We start from the raw sequence: 17,445 nt of genomic DNA, 5'->3' as shown, positions 1-17,445 counted from the left end.
CCATGGCGAAATTTCGCGTCGGACGCGTCGGCGAACAGATCAAGAAAGAGATCAGCGCCTTGATTCAAACGGAGCTTAAAGATCCCCGCATCGGCTTTATTACGGTGACCGGCGTCGACGTTACCGGCGATTTGTCGCAAGCGCGCATCTATTTGAGCATCCTCGGCAACGAGGAGCAGAAGGAAGCGACCTTGCTCGCCCTTGGCAAGGCCAAAGGGTTTCTGAGAACCGAGCTCGGACGCCGGATACGGCTCCGGCATACGCCCGAAATCGAGTTCCGCTTCGACAGCTCGATCGAATACGGCAGCCGGATCGAGGCGCTGCTGCAGGAGATCAACCGGGAGAGCAGGGGCGTATGACCTGGGATCGGCGGCTGACCGCAGCGGCGAATTTCATCCGGGGGCGGGACGATTTCCTTGTCGTCTCCCACGTGCAGCCCGACGGCGACGCCATCAGTTCCACGGTGGCGACCGCCTGGCTGCTCGACAAGCTGGGCAAGAAGTACGCCATGTACAATGACGGTCCGGTTCCTTCCCGTCTCGGCTACCTGTGGAACAGCGGCGCGATCGCGACCGCGTCGACGGGCTTGCCGCAGAAGGCGTACCGGAACGTCATCATGGTCGACTGCGCCGACTTCGCCCGGGCGGGCGGCGCCAGAGATTGGTTCGCCGAAGGGGCGGAAATTCTCAACATCGACCATCATCCGACGAACGACGGCTTCGGCCTCGTCAATCTGCTCCGGTTCGAGGCGGCGGCCACGGCTGAAATTTTGTTCGACCTGATCCGGACGTTCAATCTTCCGTTCGACGCCGACTCGGCCACGGCCGTCTATACCGGCCTGCTGACCGATACCGGCGGCTTCCGTTACTCGAATACGAGCGCGGCCGTCATGAACATCGCCTCCCGGATGCTCAATGCCGGAGCGGACGGCCCGGGCTTGGCGGACAGGCTGCTCGAGCGCATGACGATGGGTCAGATGAAAATGATCCAGCGCGCGCTCCCCAGGCTGGCGTTCAGCGACGATCAGCGCATCGGCTGGCTGTGGGTGACGACCGACGATTTGAGCGAGACCGGGGCGAAGAGCGAGGATTTGGAAGGGCTGGTCAATTACCCGCGCAACATCGAAGGCGTCGAAGTCGGCATTTTGTTCAAGCAGATCGGTTCCGATGCGGTGAAGGTCAGTCTTCGTTCGGCGGGGCTTGTCGACGTGGCGGCGGTCTCGCAGCAATTCGGCGGCGGCGGGCATGTGCGCGCGGCCGGCTGCCGGCTGTCGGCGCCGCTGGAGGAAGCGATCCGGCAAGTGGTGGACGCCACCCGCAAAGCACTGGAGGAAGCCGGATGAAGCGGGTGACGACTCCGGAGCTGGAAGGCGTTCTCGCCGTTTGGAAGCCGGCCGGCTGGACGTCCCACGACGTTGTCGCGAAGGCGAGACGAATTTTGCGCATTCGAAGGATCGGACACACGGGGACGCTCGATCCGGCGGTGACCGGCGTTCTGCCGGTCTGCGTCGGACGGGCTACCCGAATGGTCGAGTATTTGCAGGAGATGCCCAAAACGTACGAAGCGCTTCTCCGGTTCGGCATCGCGACGGATACGGAAGACGCCGGCGGCGAGGTGATCGAGCGGACGGACGCTTCCCATCTGACGGAAGAGGCCATCCGGGCAGCGGCGCTCTCGTTCGTCGGCGACATCCTGCAGGTTCCGCCGATGGTGTCCGCGGTCAAGGTGGACGGCAAACGATTGTACGAGTTGGCACGTCAAGGCGTAACGGTCGAGCGGCAAGCGAGGCCGGTCACTATTCACGCGATCCGGGTGCTGAGCGTGAAGGCGGAGGGGCCGCACCCTGAGCTTCGGTTTTCCGTCACGTGCTCCAAAGGGACGTACATCCGCACGCTATGCGTCGACATCGGGCGCAAGCTCGGCGTGCCCGCCGTCATGGCGGAGCTCGTGCGCACCGAGAGCGCGGGCTTGACGCAGGCGGACTGCCTGACGCTGGAGCAGATCGAACAGCTGCAAAGCCGGAACGAGCTCGCGCAGCGGCTGCTTGCGGCGGATGCGCTTCTGGACTTTCTGCCGCGCACGGCGGCGGACGCGAAGGAGGCTCTGCACGCCTTGCAGGGCAAGCCGCTTCCCTGCGCGGCGCTCAAGCCGGCCCCGTTCGGCTCCGGGGGACTGTGGCGCGTGTACCGAGCGGAAGATGAAGCGTTCCTCGGCTTGTTCGAGGAAGAGCCCGAGGAAGGCAGGCTGCGCCCCGTCAAAGTGTTTCATCCTCCCGAACCTAGGGGAGACGCTGAATAGCCGGCAGTCATAAGTGCAGGAGGACTCAGGTGGAACGTTACGAGATTTCGTATTCGCAGGCGGAGCAATCGTTCGCGATTCCCGCCGGCGCTAACAAGCCGGGCGGTCTTGCCTTGGCGATCGGTTTCTTCGACGGTGTTCATCTCGGGCATGCGGAAGTGATCCGCACCGCGGTCAAGCTGGCCCGCGCCCGCGGGCAGACGCCCGCCGTGCTGACGTTCGATCCTCATCCGCGCGTCGTGCTCGGTCACGATCAATATCACACGGTGCTCACTCCGCTGCCGGACAAGCTGGCGCTGTTCGAGCGGCTGGGCGTGGAAGCGGCGTTCGTCGTGTCGTTCGACACGGCCTTCTCGCAAGTGACGGCCGACCGATTCGTCGAACGGCTGTTGCTCCCTCTGGGAGTGGCCACGGCGGTCGTCGGCTTCGACTTCAAGTTCGGGCATCGCGGCCAAGGCAATGCGGACCTGCTCCGCAGGAAGAGCGGCGGGGCGATCGACGTACAGGTCGTCCAGCCCGTATTCCGGGGGGACGCCAAGGTGAGCAGCACCCGCATTCGCGAATTGCTGGCCCAGGGACGCTGCGATGAAGCCGCCGAGCTGCTGAACCGGCCTTTCGAAATCCGGGGGAAAGTCATTCACGGCAAAGCGCTCGGAAGGCAGCTCGGCTTCCCGACCGCCAATCTGGAGTCGGATTGGGCTTACGTCATCCCGCTGCACGGCGTCTACGCCGTAAAGGTGACCGGCTTCAAGGACGGGAAGCCGGTCACGGCCGACGGCGTCATCAACGTCGGCGTTCGCCCGACCGTCGACGCGCCGGGCGGAGAACCGAAGCTTGAAGTTCATCTGTTCGACTTCTCGGGGGATCTGTACGGCGGGACGCTTACCGTTCAGTTCCGCCATTTCCTTCGCCCGGAGATGAAGTTCGGCTCGCTGGACGAGCTGATCGCGCAGATCGGACGCGACGCGCAGCGGGCCCGCGAACTGCTGGCCTCGGAATAACGTTTTTTTGCGTCGGCTTCATTGTGTCCGGCATTCGTCTTATGTTATACTAATACTCGTTGCATTAAGCGGCCCGCAAGGCTTAGCCGATGCGGCATAACCTTGGCTTGGCCGACCGCGCTCACCGGCGGCGGCGAGGCTAACGGCGATTAATTGATTAAGGAGGTGAACAAGGATGGCATTGACGCAAGAACGCAAACAAGAACTGATCGAACTTCACAAGACGCACCCTACGGATACCGGATCTCCGGAAGTCCAAATTGCTATCCTGACGGAGAACGTCAACAACTTGACGGCCCACCTGCGGGAACACAAGAAGGATCACCATTCCCGCCGCGGTCTGCTCAAGATGGTCGGCCAACGCCGCAAGCTGTTGGCATACCTGAAGAAGAAGGACGTTCAACGCTACAGCGCTCTGATCGAGAAGCTCGGCTTGCGCCGTTAATTCGTTGTCGCGAGAAGCAACCTGGTCCTGTCGCACGGGAACGATCCCGACCGACGCCGGGTTGCTTTTTCCTTGATAAACGGAGTTTTTGTTTCGAACCGCGCCATTTATGCGTGCCTAAGTAGTTCGCAGGCAGGAAATAATGGAAAGAGTGTCGAACTTACATAAGTCTACATAGAGGAGGGATTCTCATGGAACATCGCGTTGAAATGCTGCTCGGCGGCCGTCCGTTCGCACTGGAGACCGGACGCCTCGCCAAGCAGGCCAACGGTGCCGTCGTCGTTCGTTACGGGGACACCGTCGTCTTGTCCACCGTCACGGCATCGCCGGGACCGAAGGACCTCGATTTTTTCCCGCTGACGGTCAACTATGAGGAAAGGCTGTACGCCGTAGGCAAAATTCCCGGCGGCTTCATCAAACGGGAAGGACGTCCGAGCGAGAAGGCGATACTCGCCAGCCGCTTGACCGACCGCCCGATCCGGCCGTTATTCCCGGAAGGCTTCCGCAACGACGTGCAGATCGTCAATCTGGTCATGAGCGTCGATCAGGACTGCTCGCCGGAGATTGCCGCCATGATCGGCACTTCCGCCGCCCTGTCCATCTCGAACGTGCCGTTTAACGGTCCGATCGGCGGCGTTATCGTCGGCCGGGTCGACGGCAAGTTCATTATCAACCCGACCGTTGCCGAGGAAGAGAAGAGCGACATGTACGTCGTCGTCGCCGGAACGCGCGACGCCATCATGATGGTCGAGGCCGAAGCCGACGAAGTGCCGGAAGCCGACATGCTCGAAGCGATTATGTTCGGTCATGAAGAGATCAAAAAAATCGTCGATACGATCGACAAACTGGTAGAAGTATGCGGCCAGCCGAAAATGGAAGTGACGCTGCACGCGGTCGACCCCGCGGTGGAAGCGGACGTGAACGCGTACGCCAAAGACCGCCTCGTGGAAGCCGTGCGCATCGCCGAGAAGCATGCCCGCCAGGAAGCGATCGACGCGATCAACGACGAGACGGTCGAGCATTTCGCCGCCGTGTACGCCGAGACGCCCGAGAAGCTTGCCGATGTCAAGGAAGTGCTGTACGACATCGTCAAGAACGAAGTCCGCCGCCTGATCACGCACGAGAAGGTGCGCCCGGACGGACGGAAGCTCAACGAGATTCGGCCGATCTCCGCCGACGTCTCGCTTCTGCCGCGCACGCACGGTTCCGGCTTGTTCACCCGCGGCCAGACGCAGGCGCTCAGCGTATGTACGCTCGGCGCGCTTGGCGACGTGCAAATTCTCGACGGCATCGGGCTTGAGGAATCGAAGCGGTTCATGCACCATTACAACTTCCCGCCGTTCTCCGTCGGGGAAGCCCGCCCGCTGCGCGCGCCCGGACGCCGCGAGATCGGACACGGAGCGCTCGGCGAACGCGCGCTGCTGAAGGTCATTCCGTCGGAAGAGGAATTCCCGTACACGATTCGTCTCGTCTCCGAAGTGCTCGAATCGAACGGCTCGACGTCCCAGGCGAGCATTTGCGCCAGCACGCTGGCCATGATGGATGCGGGCGTTCCGATCAAAGCGCCGGTTGCCGGCGTCGCCATGGGCCTCATCAAGGACGGGGAGCATTTCTCCATTCTGACCGACATTCAAGGGATGGAAGACCATCTCGGCGACATGGATTTCAAAGTAGCCGGTACGGCCAAAGGCGTTACCGCGATCCAGATGGACATCAAGATCGACGGCATCGACCGCCCGATTCTGACGCAAGCGCTGGAGCAAGCCCGCGAAGGACGGTTGTTCATCCTCGAAAAAATGCTCGAAGTGATCAAGGAGCCCCGCAAGGAGCTTAGCCCGTACGCGCCGAAAATTGTCACGATGCGCATCCATCCGGATAAAATCCGCGACGTCATCGGCTCCGGCGGCAAAGTCATCAACAAGATCATCGAAGAGACCGGCGTCAAGATCGACATCGAGCAGGACGGCATGGTGTATATCGCATCCGCGGACGCGGCGGCGAACGAGAAGGCGCGCTCCATCATCGAAGGCATCGTCCGCGAGGTCGTCGTCGGCGAGATTTACCTCGGCACCGTCAAGCGGATCGAGAAGTTCGGCGCGTTCGTGGAAATTTTGCCGGGCAAAGACGGACTCGTGCACATCTCGCAGCTTGCGAACGAGCGGGTGGCGAAGGTGGAGGACGTCGTCAGCATCGGCGATAAAATCCAGGTCAAAGTGACCGAGATCGACGCCATGGGCCGCATCAATTTGTCCCGCAAAGTGCTGCTCGGCGCGGAGGAGACCGTAAAGTAACGCAGGCTGCAAAACGATAGCAATCCCAAAAGAGACCGATTTCGTCAGTCTCTTTTTTCATGCCCGCACGGCCGTCCGGCCGCCGGGACTTGTACATAATCGAAGCGATTTTGGCATAGGATGGAGGCGAGGCTGTTATCGGGCATGTCCGACGACTCGGGAGAATCGGGGCTCGGGCTGCGGAGGTGAAGGAAAACCGATGAGATCGATGTCGCCCGCCCGGCTGGCGGCGATGCTGGTTTGCCTGGCCGCCTTGCTCGCGGCCGGCCGTTACGGTCCGCTGCAGGCGTACGTTCAGGAGGTCAAAAGCCGAAGCACGGCGGCCATCGCGTTCCGGGTCGACGGACGGCAAGACCTGCTGGAGTGGATTCGCGCGGAGGCGCCCAATCGCCGCATCGAGCCGCAGAACGCCGTCATCGACAATGTCTGGAAGGCGATACCGGGATATAACGGGCGCGAAGTCGACGTGGAAGCCACGTATGGACAAGCGCGAGCGCTCGGGGTGAAGGCCGGCGGCGATCCGGACGCGTTCCCGTGGGTATACAAGGTGCTTCGGCCGAAAGTCGGGCTGGACGACCTGGGCCCGTCGCCGATCTACCGGGGCAATCCGAACAAACCGATGGTCGGGCTTATGATCAACGTCGCGTGGGGCAACGAGTACTTGCCTTCCATCCTGGATACGCTCGAGAAGGAGAAGGTGCATGCGACCTTCTTTTTTGACGGCAGCTGGTTGTCCAAAAACGGGGCGCTGGCTCAGGAGATCGTCCGCAAAGGCCATGAAGCGTCCAATCACGCTTACTCCCATCCGGATATGAGCCGGCTTAGCCCGGCCCGCCAGCGGGACGAGATTGCGAAGACGGAAAGCTTGCTCAAGACGAAGCTGGGCGTCAGCAACCGGTGGTTTGCGCCCCCTTCGGGCGACTTCAACGAGAAGACGGTCGAGATCGCTTCGGAATACGGACTGAAGACCGTTCTGTGGACGCTGGATACGATCGACTGGAAGAATCCCCCCGCTTCCGGCGTCGTCGCCAAAGTGTCCGCGCGGGCGCAGGCCGGAACGTTGATTCTGATGCATCCGACGCCAACGACGAAGGACGCCCTCCCGGGGATCATCCGCGCTATCCGCGCGAAAGGGCTCGTGCCCGGAACCGTTGCGGAGACGCTGTCCGCAGAACGCCTGGACCGGGACGCCGGAAAGTAAGCGGGACTGCGGGAGAAGGCCGGTTCGATGTTCCATCGCGAGCGGTTGAGACGGTTGTCGATATTTGATATAGTGTTACTATTGATCTTTAGGGGGAAATCGGGTGAAGAAGTATACATTGAAAAACGGTTTGCGCGTGGTGATCGAATCGATTCCGACCAGTCGTTCGGTATCGTTCGGCATCTGGGTGAAGACCGGTTCCCGCTATGAGACGCCTGAGAACAACGGAATCTCCCACTTTATCGAACATATGCTGTTCAAAGGGACGAAGCGCCATTCCGCGAAGGAGATCGCCGACCGGTTCGACGGCATCGGAGGCAACGTCAACGCGTTCACCTCCAAGGAGTATACGTGCTACTACGCGAAAGTGCTGGACCAGCACTTGCCGATCGCCGTGGACGTCCTCTCCGACATGTTCTTCGAATCGCTGTTCGCCGAAGAGGAGCTCGCGAAGGAGAAGAACGTCATTCTAGAAGAGATTGCCATGTACGAGGACACGCCGGACGACACGGTGCACGATCTCGCCTCCCGCGCCGCGATGGGCGACCATCCGCTCGCCTATTCCATTCTCGGCACGGCCGAGCGCTTGAACGCCATGGGACCGGACGATTTGCGGAAGTACATGTCCGAACGCTATTCGGTCGCGAACACCGTCGTCAGCCTGGCGGGCAACGTCGGGGAAGAGGTGCTGGAACTGCTTGAGAAGCATTTCGGACGCTTCGACGTCACCGGCAACGACATGCGGCTCACGGCGCCGACGTTCCGCTCCGGAGCGAAGTTCCACAAGAAGAAGACGGAGCAGAATCACCTGTGCCTGACGTTCCCGGGCTGCTCCATCGACGATCCGAACATGTACGCGATGATTCTGCTGAATAACACGATCGGCGGCGGCATGAGCTCCCGGCTGTTCCAGGAAATTCGGGAGAAGCGGGGGCTGGCGTATTCCGTTTATTCCTACCATACGTCCTATGCGGACAGCGGGCTGTTTACCGTTTACGCCGGAACGGCTCCGAAGCAGACGCAGGACGTTTACGACCTGACGCTTGAGATGCTCGCCGAGATCCGGGACAAGGGGCTCACCGAGGCGGAAATTCAACGCGGCAAGGAGCAGCTCAAAGGCAATCTCATTCTTAGTCTGGAGAGCACGAGCAGCCGGATGAACCGGCTGGGCAAGAACGAGCTGATGCTCGGCCGCCATTTTACGCTGGATGAGATGCTGGAGCGGATCGATTCGGTCCGCATGGAAGACGTGAACGAGATGATCGACCGCATCATGAAGGAACCTTGCGCGATCGCGGTCGTCGGCTCGCACGAGAAAGTGTTGTCCGGATTGGGGAGGGAGTTTGTTGTATCCAGTTCAGTTCAAGCGGCTGCCGGGGAATGAGGACATCTCGCTGCCGAAGATGATGTCCGAATGGGCGGCCGGTTTCGATCTTCATGCGGCGGTTCGGGAGCCGCTGACGTTGTCGCCGGGCGAACGGGCGCTTGTGCCGACAGGGTTCGCGATGGCGATGCCGCGCGAGCTGGAGGCGCAAATTCGGCCGCGCAGCGGCCTCGCCTACAAGCACGGCATTACGTGCCTGAATTCGCCGGGCACGATCGACGCGGACTACCGCGGCGAAGTGAAGGTGCTGCTCATTAACCTGGGGCAGGAGCCGTTCACGATCGAACGCGGCGAGCGCATTGCGCAAATGGTGTTCCAGCGGGTTCCGCAAGTGACGCTGGAGGAAGTGACCGAGCTGCCCGAGACGGTTCGCGGGGAAGGCGGCTTCGGCCATACCGGCAAATAAGACAAGACCGTTTGGTCCTTATCCAACTTGTCCATCGCTTCTTCGAAGCAACGGAGTCGCTTCCGTTCGACGAAGAGGCGATTTTTTTCCGTGGCGGCAAAATCCTCGAACAGCGGATGCCATTTCGGCTTTCGGTCATCGCCATGCCGAGGATGACGGTTTTCATCTGATCCGTCAACGAAGATTTTCATAAGAAATAGCCTGTTGAGGTTTTTCAACAGGCTGCCCGATCCCAATGATCGGTTTTTTCCGTGAACCGAGACCGCGGTTTGGCCCTTGTCCCCGCTTCATCCGCGTTTTATTTCCGCCGGAACTTCTTCCACAGATGATTCACCCAGGACATGTTCTTCAATCCGCGGGCAACGCCTTCATCGCCTTTCCGTGAATGGGAGGGGCCCGGTTTCATTGCAACGTAGAGAACGTCTTTGGGCGACAACCCGTATTTGAAAATGTCCGCTTTCTTGTAGGCTTGCCCCAACTCGATCTGCTTGACCGCAAATCCGACCGATTCCAGTCTTTGCACATAATCTTCTTTGGCGTACAATCTCACGTGATCTTCCTGACCGAATACCCGGAGGCGATGAGAGGGAGCGATGACCCTCGGATCTTCCTTCGTGGTTTGCAGGCTGAGGGCAATCGGAACCTGCATGATTCCCCAGCCGCCCCGTTTCATGACCCGGTACAGTTCCCGCATCGCCTTCCGGTCATCCGGAACATGCTCGAGCACGTGGCTGCAAATCACGGCATCTCATGAAAATTTATTCTCACTTTGGATTTAACGATTTTGTGATCTGTTTGGGATACAAAGGCTTCAAAATCAAGGAATATTTTGCAAATTACTATTTGTCCGAATCGGAAGTGACGTTCGATTTTACGAAAAAAAACGAAATGATGATTCTCCGCCAATCCGCGGAACCCTGGAAGGTGACGCTGGTCAATACGGGCCTGAACACGATGACGGGCGGCCGGCTGAAGAGAGTCCAGAAATATGTCGGCAACGAGACGTTCATGCTGACATATGGAGACGGCGTGGGCTCGATTGACATTCTGGAGCTGCTCGAATTTCACAAGCGGCACGGGAAACTGGCGACGGTGACCGCCGTTCAGCCCGCCGGTCGATTCGGCGTTCTGGAAATAGCGGAGCACAACCGGGTCCTGGAGTTCAAGGAAAAACAGTCGGGCGACGGCGGGTGGATCAATGGCGGATTTTTCGTTATGCAGCCCGAAGTCTTCAAATATATCGAAAACGATCAGACGGTGCTGGAAAACGAACCTTTGATTCGGCTTGCCCGGGACGGGCAACTGGTCGCCTACAAGCATACCGGCTTTTGGCATCCGATGGACACGTTGCGCGACAAAAACTTTTTGGAGGAAATTTGGAAGACGGGTAGAGCGCCATGGAACTGGAGTGAAGGGCATGATTGATCGTGAATTCTGGAAGAACAAACGCGTCTTTTTGACGGGGCATACGGGGTTCAAAGGCTCCTGGCTGTCGCTTTGGCTCGTTTCGCTCGGCGCCAAGGTGACGGGCTATGCGCGGACGCCGGAAACGACGCCGAATTTGTACGAATTATGTCATTTGGATGAAATGGTTCATTCGAACATCGGAGACGTCCGGGATTACGAGCGATTGCGCGCCGCCCTGTTCGCCGCCGATCCGGAAATCGTGATTCATATGGCCGCGCAGCCGTTGGTCAAGCATTCCTACCAGTTCCCCGTTGAAACGTACCAGACGAACGTGATGGGAACGGTGCATTTGCTGGAATCGGTCCGATCCGCCGTACAAAACGGAAAAACGATCAAAGCGGTGGTCAATGTGACGACCGACAAATGCTACGACAACAAAAACTGGGTCTGGGGCTACCGCGAACAGGATGTGCTGGGCGGATTCGACCCGTACTCCAACAGCAAGGCCTGCTCGGAACTCGTCACCGCGTCTTACCGCAATTCTTTTTTTCATCCGCATCAATACGACGTCCACGGGGTGGCGCTCGCTTCCGCGAGAGCGGGGAATGTCATCGGCGGCGGGGACTGGGCGCAGCATCGTTTGATCCCGGATTGCGTAAGGGCGCTGCTTAACAAGGACGTCATCAAGCTGCGCAACCCCCAATCGATCCGCCCCTGGCAACACGTGCTGGAACCGCTGAGCGGATATTTGCTGCTGGCGCAACAACTCTACGAAACCGGTCCGCAGTTTGCGCAAGCCTGGAACTTCGGTCCGGACGATATCGACGCGAAGCACGTCGAATGGGTGGTGGAACAGATGTGCGCGCTGTGGGGAGACGGCGCGGCGTACGAGATCGATCATACCCCGCATCTGCATGAGGATCATTATCTGAAGCTGGACAATTCCAAGGCCAAGATGGAACTGGGCTGGCATCCGCGGTGGAACATTCGGCAGCGGATTGAAAAGGTGGTGGAATGGACGTTCGCCTATAAAGAACAACAGGATATTCGGGCGGTTTGCTTCAAGCAACTGGAAGAATTCAACAGTCCAACAGCATGAAGGGAGAGAGAATGTCTTTGAACCGGAAGGAACCCCGCAGGGCATTGGTGACCGGAGCCACCGGTTTTGTCGGCTCGCATCTGGCACGGCGTTTGGTTGACAATGGTTGGTGCGTGCATGTCCTCGTGCGGCATCCGTCGAATCTGGCGTCCATCCGCAAGTTCGAAGATCGCGTGACCGTCCATCGTCATGACGGTTCAACGGAAGGGATGTTCGACATCGTGAAGGCGGCGAGGCCCGACATCGTGTTTCATCTGGCCGCATTTTCGTCCGTCCGCTATGAACCTTCCGATATTGTGCCGATGATGCAAAGCAACGTCATTTTTGGGGCGCAGCTTGCCGAAGCCATGATCCGTCATGAAGCCTTCCGCCTCATCAATACCGGCACGTATTCCCAACATTTCGAAAACAAGCCGTACAGCCCAAGCTGCCTTTATGCGGCAACGAAGCAGGCGTTTGAAGATATTTTGACCTACTATACCGAAGCGACGCCCCTGCAAGTGATCACCTTGAAATTGTTCGACAATTACGGCCCTGACGACCCGCGGCCCAAAATTCTGAATCTGCTGCACCGGTCGGCCAAAGAAAACAAACCGCTGGCCATGTCTCCCGGCGAGCAATATATCGATATCCTTTACATCGACGACATCATCGACGCTTATGAAGTCAGCGCGGAGCGGTTTTTTTCCGGGCGCGCGGAAAAAAGCGAAGTTTACGCGGTGTCTTCCGGGACGCCGATCAAGCTGAAAGATTTGGCCAAAACGTACGAAACGGTATCCGGCCGCAAGCTGCCCATCCAATGGGGAGCCCGTCCTTACCGCGAAAGGGAAGCCATGATCCTGTGGGATCAAGGGAAGCCGTTGCCCGGCTGGGTCGCAAAAACGACGCTGGAAGAAGGCATTCGAAAGTTAATCCATTCCTAAAAGGAGAGAAAACCGCACATGATCGTTTGCACCGTGATCACTGCCGCCCAAATTCCGAAAGCGAGAATTATGGCCGAGTCGGTAAAGCGGCATTTGGCGGGAAGCACGGTCGTCGTATGCCTGGTCGAGCAATCGGTCCATCCGGCGGCCCAAAATTGCACGGCTTTTGACAGGGTTTTGCTGGCGAAAGATCTGGGTTACGACTGGCCTCCCTTTGAACGGCTCATTTTCAAATACAACGCCATGGAAGCCATATGTGCCGTGAAAGGACAATTGTTGAAAGACTTGATCCTGAGGCTTTACCGGAAAGAGGACGAATTCCTTTACCTGGATTCCGAAATGAAAGTGTTCAGTCCGTGTTCCGAGTTGTTCGACGCGCTGAAGGAGCACTCCATTGTGATCACGCCGCACCAGTTGCTGCCCTCCGATATCCGGCATGTCATCCGGGAAGTGGAGTTGTTGAACGAAGGCACCTTTCACGGCGGCATTCTGGGCATCCGAAGAACGGATGACGCGCTCCGGTTCGTCGAATGGTTCGCGGAACGGCTGAGCCGTTCTTACGAGGATCCATACAACGGGAGATATTGGGATAAGCGGTTTTTAAATCTGGCTATGGCCGCTTTCGATTTGCACGTCTTGAAACATCCCGGCTATAACGTCGCGGCTTGGAATTTTCATGAGCGGATGACGATGTCCAACGATGGCACTTGCCACGTTCAAGGGAATCAGCTATGCATCTTCAACTTTGCCGAGTGGGAAAGCTGGCGGTCCGAAAACGACGAGAACGGCGATCAGGACCTTTCCAACGAGCCCTGGAGCTACGACTATTTTCACAGCGGCGAAAAGATCGCCCAGGTGACCCGGCACCTTTATCGAACCAACCCGGACGACTTCGATCAGTACCCGGATCTTTTCGCGGAATCCAACAAACGCATTATGCAAAATCACGGGTAAAGGAGAAATGCAAACCGATGATCATGATCACGACGACTTGCGCGGACCACTTATACAAGGCAAAAGTCATGGCGCGGTCCTCCAAGGTTCACATGCCGCATGCGCGAATCATTGCCTGCCTGATTGAAACGGATTTGAAAATGTTTGAGTCGGGCGCGAACCGTCCGCTCCCGCGCACGCCGGAGGCATGGCTTTCCGACCTGCGGATGTCCAACGCCACCAAGGATTTTCAATATTTTGACGAAGTGGTGTTGGCCAAAGATTTGGGCATCCCCAATTTTCACAAGCTGATGTTCAAACACAACGCGTTGGAAGCTTCCTGCATCATGAAGTATCACACGATGATTTATGCCATGAATCATTACAAAGATGAAGATAAATTTGTGTATCTGGATTCGGACATGAAAGTTTATGGACCGTTCGAAGAAATCTCGGAAGCTCTGGACAAACATGCGCTCGTGCTCACCCCGCACCGGGTGGATCCCGACCCCTGGGAGCATTTCCTGAAAGACGGCACCTTCAACGGTGGCTGTTTTGCTCTCAAAAGATCGGAAGACAGCGACAAGTTTCTTCGCTGGATGACAAGCCGACTGGAACGTTACTGCTACATCGACGAAAAGCAGGGCATGTTTGTGGATCAAAAATGGTTAAATCTGGCCCCCGCCTATTTTGACGTGTACATCCTCAAGCATCCGGGCTACAATTTGGCCGGCTGGAACTTGCACGAAAGCGAACGGAAGCTGTTGAACGTGATCGGCGGCGTTTACAGAGTGAAGGATAAGCCGCTGCGCCTGATTCATTTTTCGGGGATCAACATCTTTTTCGAACGCGTGATCAGCGACTGGTTTCCGGACCGGAAACACCCGCTATTCCATTTAAGGGACGAATATGTAAACGAATGGGAGGAAATGGGGCGAAGTTCGCTGGTCGATTTGCCGTGGACTTACGATTTCTTTCATAGCGGGGAAGGCATCAGCATGGAAGCGCGCCTCAAGTGCAAAGAAAATCCGGAATTGCTCGACAAGTTTACGAATCCTTTTGCCCAGTCCAACGCGGCGTTTGTATAAAACAAGGATGGAACCGAAACGGACAAAATCAGTGAAACGGTGCGATGGGAAATGACCGTGCTGCTGGACTGGATGGAACAAACGTTCCATTTGGTTCGCACGCACCGCGTTAAAGTCGAGCGGAAGGACTACTTGCGCTTGACGGTGCTGGTCATTCCGCCGACGCTGCTGTTTACGCTGTTCGGTTTGTATTATTGGGTGAAATGGATAGTGCCGTACACGGGACTGTAAGACAACCGGCCAGTCGGATGAAGTAGCGGGCGAGAGGTTGGCCAACGAAGAGGGAGAAGCCGGATCGGCTTCTCCCTCTCTGGATTATCGGCCGCGGACGAGCTGCAGGCGGTACACGTACTCGAACAGGAATTCGAACGCCTCCAAATGCTTGCGCGCTTCGAAAGCGTCGCGGCCCCAGGCGTAAATGCCGTGCTTGCGCAGCAAAATGCCGGGAACGCGAGGATCGAGCTTGTCCGTCACCTCCGGCACGATGCGCGGAATGTCGGCGTAATTGGGGACGATCGGCACGTCGATGACGGCGTCCTCGTCCCAAATGTTGAACGCCTTGATCAGCTCGACGCCCTCTACCGGCACGGCGCGGCGATCCCAGAACAGCTCGGACACGAGGCAGTTGTATACGGAATGAATGTGGAAAATGGCGCCGCAGCCCGTCCGGCGGTAAATTTCGCAGTGGATGAGCGTCTCCGCCGACGGCTTGAGCCGGGTCGGCTCGCAAGGCTTGCCCTCCTGATCGACGAGCAGGAAATCTTCCGGCGTGGAGGCGGCCTTGTCCTTGCCGCTGGCCGTTACGGCGAACGTGAAGCGGTCCGGCGAATAGTCGCCGACGCGCATCGACAGGTTGCCGCTTGTACCCGGGAACCAGCCGCGGGAAGCGAAATCGGCTTTGACGATGCCGAGCTCCCGGTAGATGCGCTGCTTTTCCTCCAACAGAATCGGGTTGCTAGGTTGATCGCTCATGAATTCCAGTCTCCTTGCTCCAGATGATGAACGACGTCGTGGAACGTCTCGAACGGGATGTGCGGCAAGCCGAGCTCGCGGCATCTCTCGGTCAGATGCGAGCGGGAGAAGACGAGATCGACCAGCTTGGCGCCGGCGAAGTCGGTGACGCTGTCTCCGATCAGAATACGGGTGTACCGGTCCTGCGGGAAGCGCCGGATGACGGCCGTTTTGCACATGCCGCAGTCGTTGCTGCAGTGCTCGTCGCACGCATGGGGCCAGGTGATGCGGATGCGCTCCCCGCTGAAGTCGCTGCCGTTGCAGAAAATATGGTCTCGCGGAATGTCGAACGGAGCCAGCAGCGGGTAAACGAAAAAGTCGATGCCACCGCTCGTGACGAAAAATTCGACGCCGTTCTTTTTGCACCAGTCCAGCAGCTCCGGAAATCCGTCGCGTATGCCCGCCGTACGCAAAATATAGTCGGTCATTTCCTGCTTCATGGAAGAGGGGAGCAGCGCAAACATCTCGCCGACGCCTTGGCGCACCGATTTTTTAAGCTCGACGATGTCGCGGACGATCGGTTCCCATCCTTCGGGATTGAAATGCTTCATGACGGCTACGATGTTGTCGCTGAGCGTAATCGTGCCGTCGAAGTCGCAAAAGAGAACGGGAGGCTTGCGGCTTCCATTTGCCGCGCCGTTGTTGGCGTTTAGGCTTTCTCTGTTGCCGTTCGCGCTGTTCGTGCCCGTCATGCTTGTCATGCCTGGCGAACCCCCCAGCGCTCGATGGCGAGCTTGAGCTCTTCATGACCGGCCGCCGCGTATGCCGTCAGATCTTGACCGGCGAGAACGGCGGCGATCGCTTGCCGGAACGCCCGGCCTCCGGCTGCCGCGCCGAGCGGATGGCCGTGCACGCCGCCTCCCGCGTTCACGACGACGTCGCCGCCGAAGTCGCGGAGAATGAGCGGCACAAGGCCGGGGTGAATGCCGGCGGACGGCACGGGGAACGCCTCGCGCAGCGGCAAGGCTTTGTCCACGAGCGCGGCTTGAACCGCGAGATTCTCTTCCTTCGGCATGACGACCGAGCCGTAAGGGGAGGGGAACAGCGACAGATCCGCGCCCGCGATCCGCGTGAGCTTGCCGAGCAGCAGCGGGGCGGCGATGCCGTGGTAGGGCGACGGATAGAACGCGCCCGCCATCGCCGGATGCGCGGCGATCGGCACGTCGATCGACGAATCGTTCGCCAGCTCCGCGAGCGCATCGAAGCCGTAAGCGAGCACGTTGAACAGAAGGCCGTTCGCGCCCGCGTCGATGGCCCGGCGCGCGTTCTCGCGAAGCTTCGACGTCGGGCCGGTCAGGTTGGTGAAGTAGATGAGCTTTTGCCCGGTTTCCCGTTCCGCCTGGCGCGCCGCGCCGATGCATGTCTCGACGCGTTTTTCCAGCGGCGTGAGCGGATTTTCGAACAGAATCTCATCGTCCTTGATCAGATCGACGCCTCCGAGCGCCTGCTGAAGGAATTGCTCGCGCAAGCCGTCGAGATCGTAGCCGATAACCGATTTGAAGATGCTCATCAGCAAAGGCCGATCGTGTACGCCCAGCAAGCCGCGAACGCCGGCAATGCCGAAGCGGGGGCCGCTGAACGCTTGCAGGAAGTCGGCGGACGGATTCAGGTCGAGCAGCTTGATGCGGCCGTCCATCGACAGCTTGCCGAAGACGGTGACGAGCAGCGCTGGCAGGTCCCGGCTGAAGTTCAGGTCCGGGTAGGCGATCGTAATATCGGCATAGCGCTCGCCCGGGGCGGCGCCTTCCGGCTCGTGCGCCTCGACCGACACCACTTGGCCGAGATGCTTCTCCATTTGCCGTTTGGCGACCTCGGGGAGGTCGGTCCAGCTGCCGACGGTCAGGCCGACGGCGATGCCTTCGGCTTTTTTGTGGAAGTCCGCCTTGTCGTCAAAGAGGCGGTACGTCGCGGTGGTGTAGGCTTGTCCGTTCGGACGGTTGATCATCGTCATAACCTTC

Annotated in this window: 18 protein-coding genes and 1 pseudogene; 15 read left to right on the top strand and 4 right to left on the bottom strand. The window is 58.8% G+C overall.

The annotated features are described in order from the left end of the window. Positions 1-2: 2 nt before the first annotated feature. The 9 genes from rbfA (at position 3) to dut (ending at position 9,026) form a co-directional block, all read left to right on the top strand. On the top strand, positions 3-359 hold the full coding sequence (gene rbfA / locus G485_RS0100175) for a 30S ribosome-binding factor RbfA (RefSeq protein WP_027090824.1): 357 nt from the start codon (positions 3-5) through the stop codon (positions 357-359). Continuing rightward, positions 356-1,342 (top strand): DHH family phosphoesterase, encoded by a 987-nt coding sequence (locus tag G485_RS0100170; RefSeq protein WP_027090823.1) that lies wholly within the window; start codon positions 356-358, stop codon positions 1,340-1,342. Before rbfA ends, G485_RS0100170 begins: the two co-directional genes overlap by 4 nt. Beyond that, on the top strand, positions 1,339-2,298 hold the full coding sequence (gene truB / locus G485_RS0100165; RefSeq protein WP_035154279.1) for a tRNA pseudouridine(55) synthase TruB: 960 nt from the start codon (positions 1,339-1,341) through the stop codon (positions 2,296-2,298). Before G485_RS0100170 ends, truB begins: the two co-directional genes overlap by 4 nt. A gap of 29 nt (positions 2,299-2,327) precedes the next feature. Continuing rightward, on the top strand, positions 2,328-3,299 hold the full coding sequence (locus tag G485_RS0100160; RefSeq protein ID WP_084423035.1) for a bifunctional riboflavin kinase/FAD synthetase: 972 nt from the start codon (positions 2,328-2,330) through the stop codon (positions 3,297-3,299). A gap of 175 nt (positions 3,300-3,474) precedes the next feature. Then, positions 3,475-3,744 carry a 30S ribosomal protein S15 gene (gene rpsO, locus G485_RS0100155; protein WP_027090820.1) on the top strand — a complete coding sequence of 90 codons (270 nt, stop codon included), beginning with the start codon at positions 3,475-3,477 and terminating at the stop codon, positions 3,742-3,744. Positions 3,745-3,935: 191 nt separating this feature from the next. Then, positions 3,936-6,035, top strand: coding sequence for a polyribonucleotide nucleotidyltransferase (gene pnp, locus G485_RS0100150; RefSeq protein WP_027090819.1), 2,100 nt, complete (start codon positions 3,936-3,938; stop codon positions 6,033-6,035). A 208-nt stretch (positions 6,036-6,243) separates the two neighbouring features. Further along, entirely contained in the window at positions 6,244-7,236 is a 993-nt protein-coding gene (locus tag G485_RS0100145; RefSeq protein WP_027090818.1) for a polysaccharide deacetylase family protein, read from the top strand. A gap of 103 nt (positions 7,237-7,339) precedes the next feature. After that, complete coding sequence (locus G485_RS0100140; RefSeq protein ID WP_027090817.1) at positions 7,340-8,620, top strand: M16 family metallopeptidase; 1,281 nt, start codon at positions 7,340-7,342, stop codon at positions 8,618-8,620. Then, the gene (dut, locus tag G485_RS0100135; RefSeq protein ID WP_027090816.1) at positions 8,583-9,026 is read left to right on the top strand and encodes a dUTP diphosphatase; all 444 of its coding nucleotides are present in this window, start codon (positions 8,583-8,585) and stop codon (positions 9,024-9,026) included. The genes G485_RS0100140 and dut overlap by 38 nt, the downstream gene beginning before the upstream one ends. 298 nt (positions 9,027-9,324) lie before the next feature. Here dut and G485_RS24630 read toward each other — a convergent pair whose 3' ends face one another. Further along, positions 9,325-9,768 (bottom strand): class I SAM-dependent methyltransferase, encoded by a 444-nt coding sequence (locus tag G485_RS24630; RefSeq protein WP_051317917.1) that lies wholly within the window; start codon positions 9,766-9,768, stop codon positions 9,325-9,327. A gap of 2 nt (positions 9,769-9,770) precedes the next feature. On the opposite strand from G485_RS24630, the pseudogene rfbF reads away from it, so the two are divergent. From rfbF to G485_RS0100095, 6 genes and pseudogenes are all read left to right on the top strand, one after another. Then, positions 9,771-10,451: pseudogene (rfbF, locus tag G485_RS24625) on the top strand (glucose-1-phosphate cytidylyltransferase); the annotation flags it as partial. Continuing rightward, positions 10,444-11,532 carry a CDP-glucose 4,6-dehydratase gene (gene rfbG, locus G485_RS0100115; protein ID WP_027090815.1) on the top strand — a complete coding sequence of 363 codons (1,089 nt, stop codon included), beginning with the start codon at positions 10,444-10,446 and terminating at the stop codon, positions 11,530-11,532. The pseudogene rfbF and the gene rfbG, both read left to right, overlap by 8 nt. A gap of 17 nt (positions 11,533-11,549) precedes the next feature. Next, positions 11,550-12,455, top strand: a complete 906-nt coding sequence (locus G485_RS0100110; protein ID WP_169732276.1) for an NAD-dependent epimerase/dehydratase family protein — start codon at positions 11,550-11,552, stop codon at positions 12,453-12,455. 18 nt (positions 12,456-12,473) lie between these two features. After that, positions 12,474-13,409: a hypothetical protein gene (locus G485_RS0100105; protein ID WP_027090813.1), complete on the top strand. Its 936-nt coding sequence runs from the start codon at positions 12,474-12,476 to the stop codon at positions 13,407-13,409. A gap of 17 nt (positions 13,410-13,426) precedes the next feature. Then, complete coding sequence (locus tag G485_RS24620; RefSeq protein ID WP_051317915.1) at positions 13,427-14,476, top strand: hypothetical protein; 1,050 nt, start codon at positions 13,427-13,429, stop codon at positions 14,474-14,476. Between the two features lie 51 nt (positions 14,477-14,527). After that, positions 14,528-14,707, top strand: a complete 180-nt coding sequence (locus tag G485_RS0100095; protein WP_027090812.1) for a hypothetical protein — start codon at positions 14,528-14,530, stop codon at positions 14,705-14,707. A gap of 84 nt (positions 14,708-14,791) precedes the next feature. Here the strand turns inward: G485_RS0100095 and mtnB are convergent, their stop codons facing one another. From mtnB to G485_RS0100080, 3 genes are read right to left on the bottom strand one after another with little or no spacing between them, the layout of a single operon-like run. Continuing rightward, complete coding sequence (gene mtnB, locus G485_RS0100090; protein ID WP_027090811.1) at positions 14,792-15,448, bottom strand: methylthioribulose 1-phosphate dehydratase; 657 nt, start codon at positions 15,446-15,448, stop codon at positions 14,792-14,794. Further along, positions 15,445-16,188, bottom strand: coding sequence for a 2-hydroxy-3-keto-5-methylthiopentenyl-1-phosphate phosphatase (locus tag G485_RS24615; RefSeq protein ID WP_240489032.1), 744 nt, complete (start codon positions 16,186-16,188; stop codon positions 15,445-15,447). Before G485_RS24615 ends, mtnB begins: the two co-directional genes overlap by 4 nt. Then, positions 16,185-17,432: a 2,3-diketo-5-methylthiopentyl-1-phosphate enolase gene (locus G485_RS0100080; RefSeq protein ID WP_035154276.1), complete on the bottom strand. Its 1,248-nt coding sequence runs from the start codon at positions 17,430-17,432 to the stop codon at positions 16,185-16,187. Before G485_RS0100080 ends, G485_RS24615 begins: the two co-directional genes overlap by 4 nt. Positions 17,433-17,445 lie beyond the last annotated feature (13 nt).

The sequence above is a fragment of the Cohnella thermotolerans DSM 17683 genome, from assembly GCF_000429825.1.
Taxonomy (GTDB): Bacteria; Bacillota; Bacilli; order Paenibacillales; family Paenibacillaceae; genus Cohnella; species Cohnella thermotolerans.
The sequence above is the reverse complement of the archived record's forward strand: the minus strand, read 5'-3'. Positions and strand labels throughout refer to the sequence as shown.

What these genes read in the sequence shown, in the direction of transcription:
- G485_RS0100080 (WP_035154276.1), bottom strand. Translation starts at nt 17,432, where the DNA reads ATGATCAACCGTCCGAACGGACAAGCCTACACCACCGCGACGTACCGC.
- rbfA (WP_027090824.1), top strand. Translation starts at nt 3, where the DNA reads ATGGCGAAATTTCGCGTCGGACGCGTCGGCGAACAGATCAAGAAAGAG.
- rpsO (WP_027090820.1), top strand. Translation starts at nt 3,475, where the DNA reads ATGGCATTGACGCAAGAACGCAAACAAGAACTGATCGAACTTCACAAG.
- pnp (WP_027090819.1), top strand. Translation starts at nt 3,936, where the DNA reads ATGGAACATCGCGTTGAAATGCTGCTCGGCGGCCGTCCGTTCGCACTG.
- G485_RS24620 (WP_051317915.1), top strand. Translation starts at nt 13,427, where the DNA reads ATGATCATGATCACGACGACTTGCGCGGACCACTTATACAAGGCAAAA.
- rfbG (WP_027090815.1), top strand. Translation starts at nt 10,444, where the DNA reads ATGATTGATCGTGAATTCTGGAAGAACAAACGCGTCTTTTTGACGGGG.
- truB (WP_035154279.1), top strand. Translation starts at nt 1,339, where the DNA reads ATGAAGCGGGTGACGACTCCGGAGCTGGAAGGCGTTCTCGCCGTTTGG.
- G485_RS24615 (WP_240489032.1), bottom strand. Translation starts at nt 16,188, where the DNA reads ATGACAAGCATGACGGGCACGAACAGCGCGAACGGCAACAGAGAAAGC.
- G485_RS0100170 (WP_027090823.1), top strand. Translation starts at nt 356, where the DNA reads ATGACCTGGGATCGGCGGCTGACCGCAGCGGCGAATTTCATCCGGGGG.
- mtnB (WP_027090811.1), bottom strand. Translation starts at nt 15,448, where the DNA reads ATGAGCGATCAACCTAGCAACCCGATTCTGTTGGAGGAAAAGCAGCGC.
- G485_RS0100145 (WP_027090818.1), top strand. Translation starts at nt 6,244, where the DNA reads ATGTCGCCCGCCCGGCTGGCGGCGATGCTGGTTTGCCTGGCCGCCTTG.
- G485_RS0100105 (WP_027090813.1), top strand. Translation starts at nt 12,474, where the DNA reads ATGATCGTTTGCACCGTGATCACTGCCGCCCAAATTCCGAAAGCGAGA.
- G485_RS0100095 (WP_027090812.1), top strand. Translation starts at nt 14,528, where the DNA reads ATGACCGTGCTGCTGGACTGGATGGAACAAACGTTCCATTTGGTTCGC.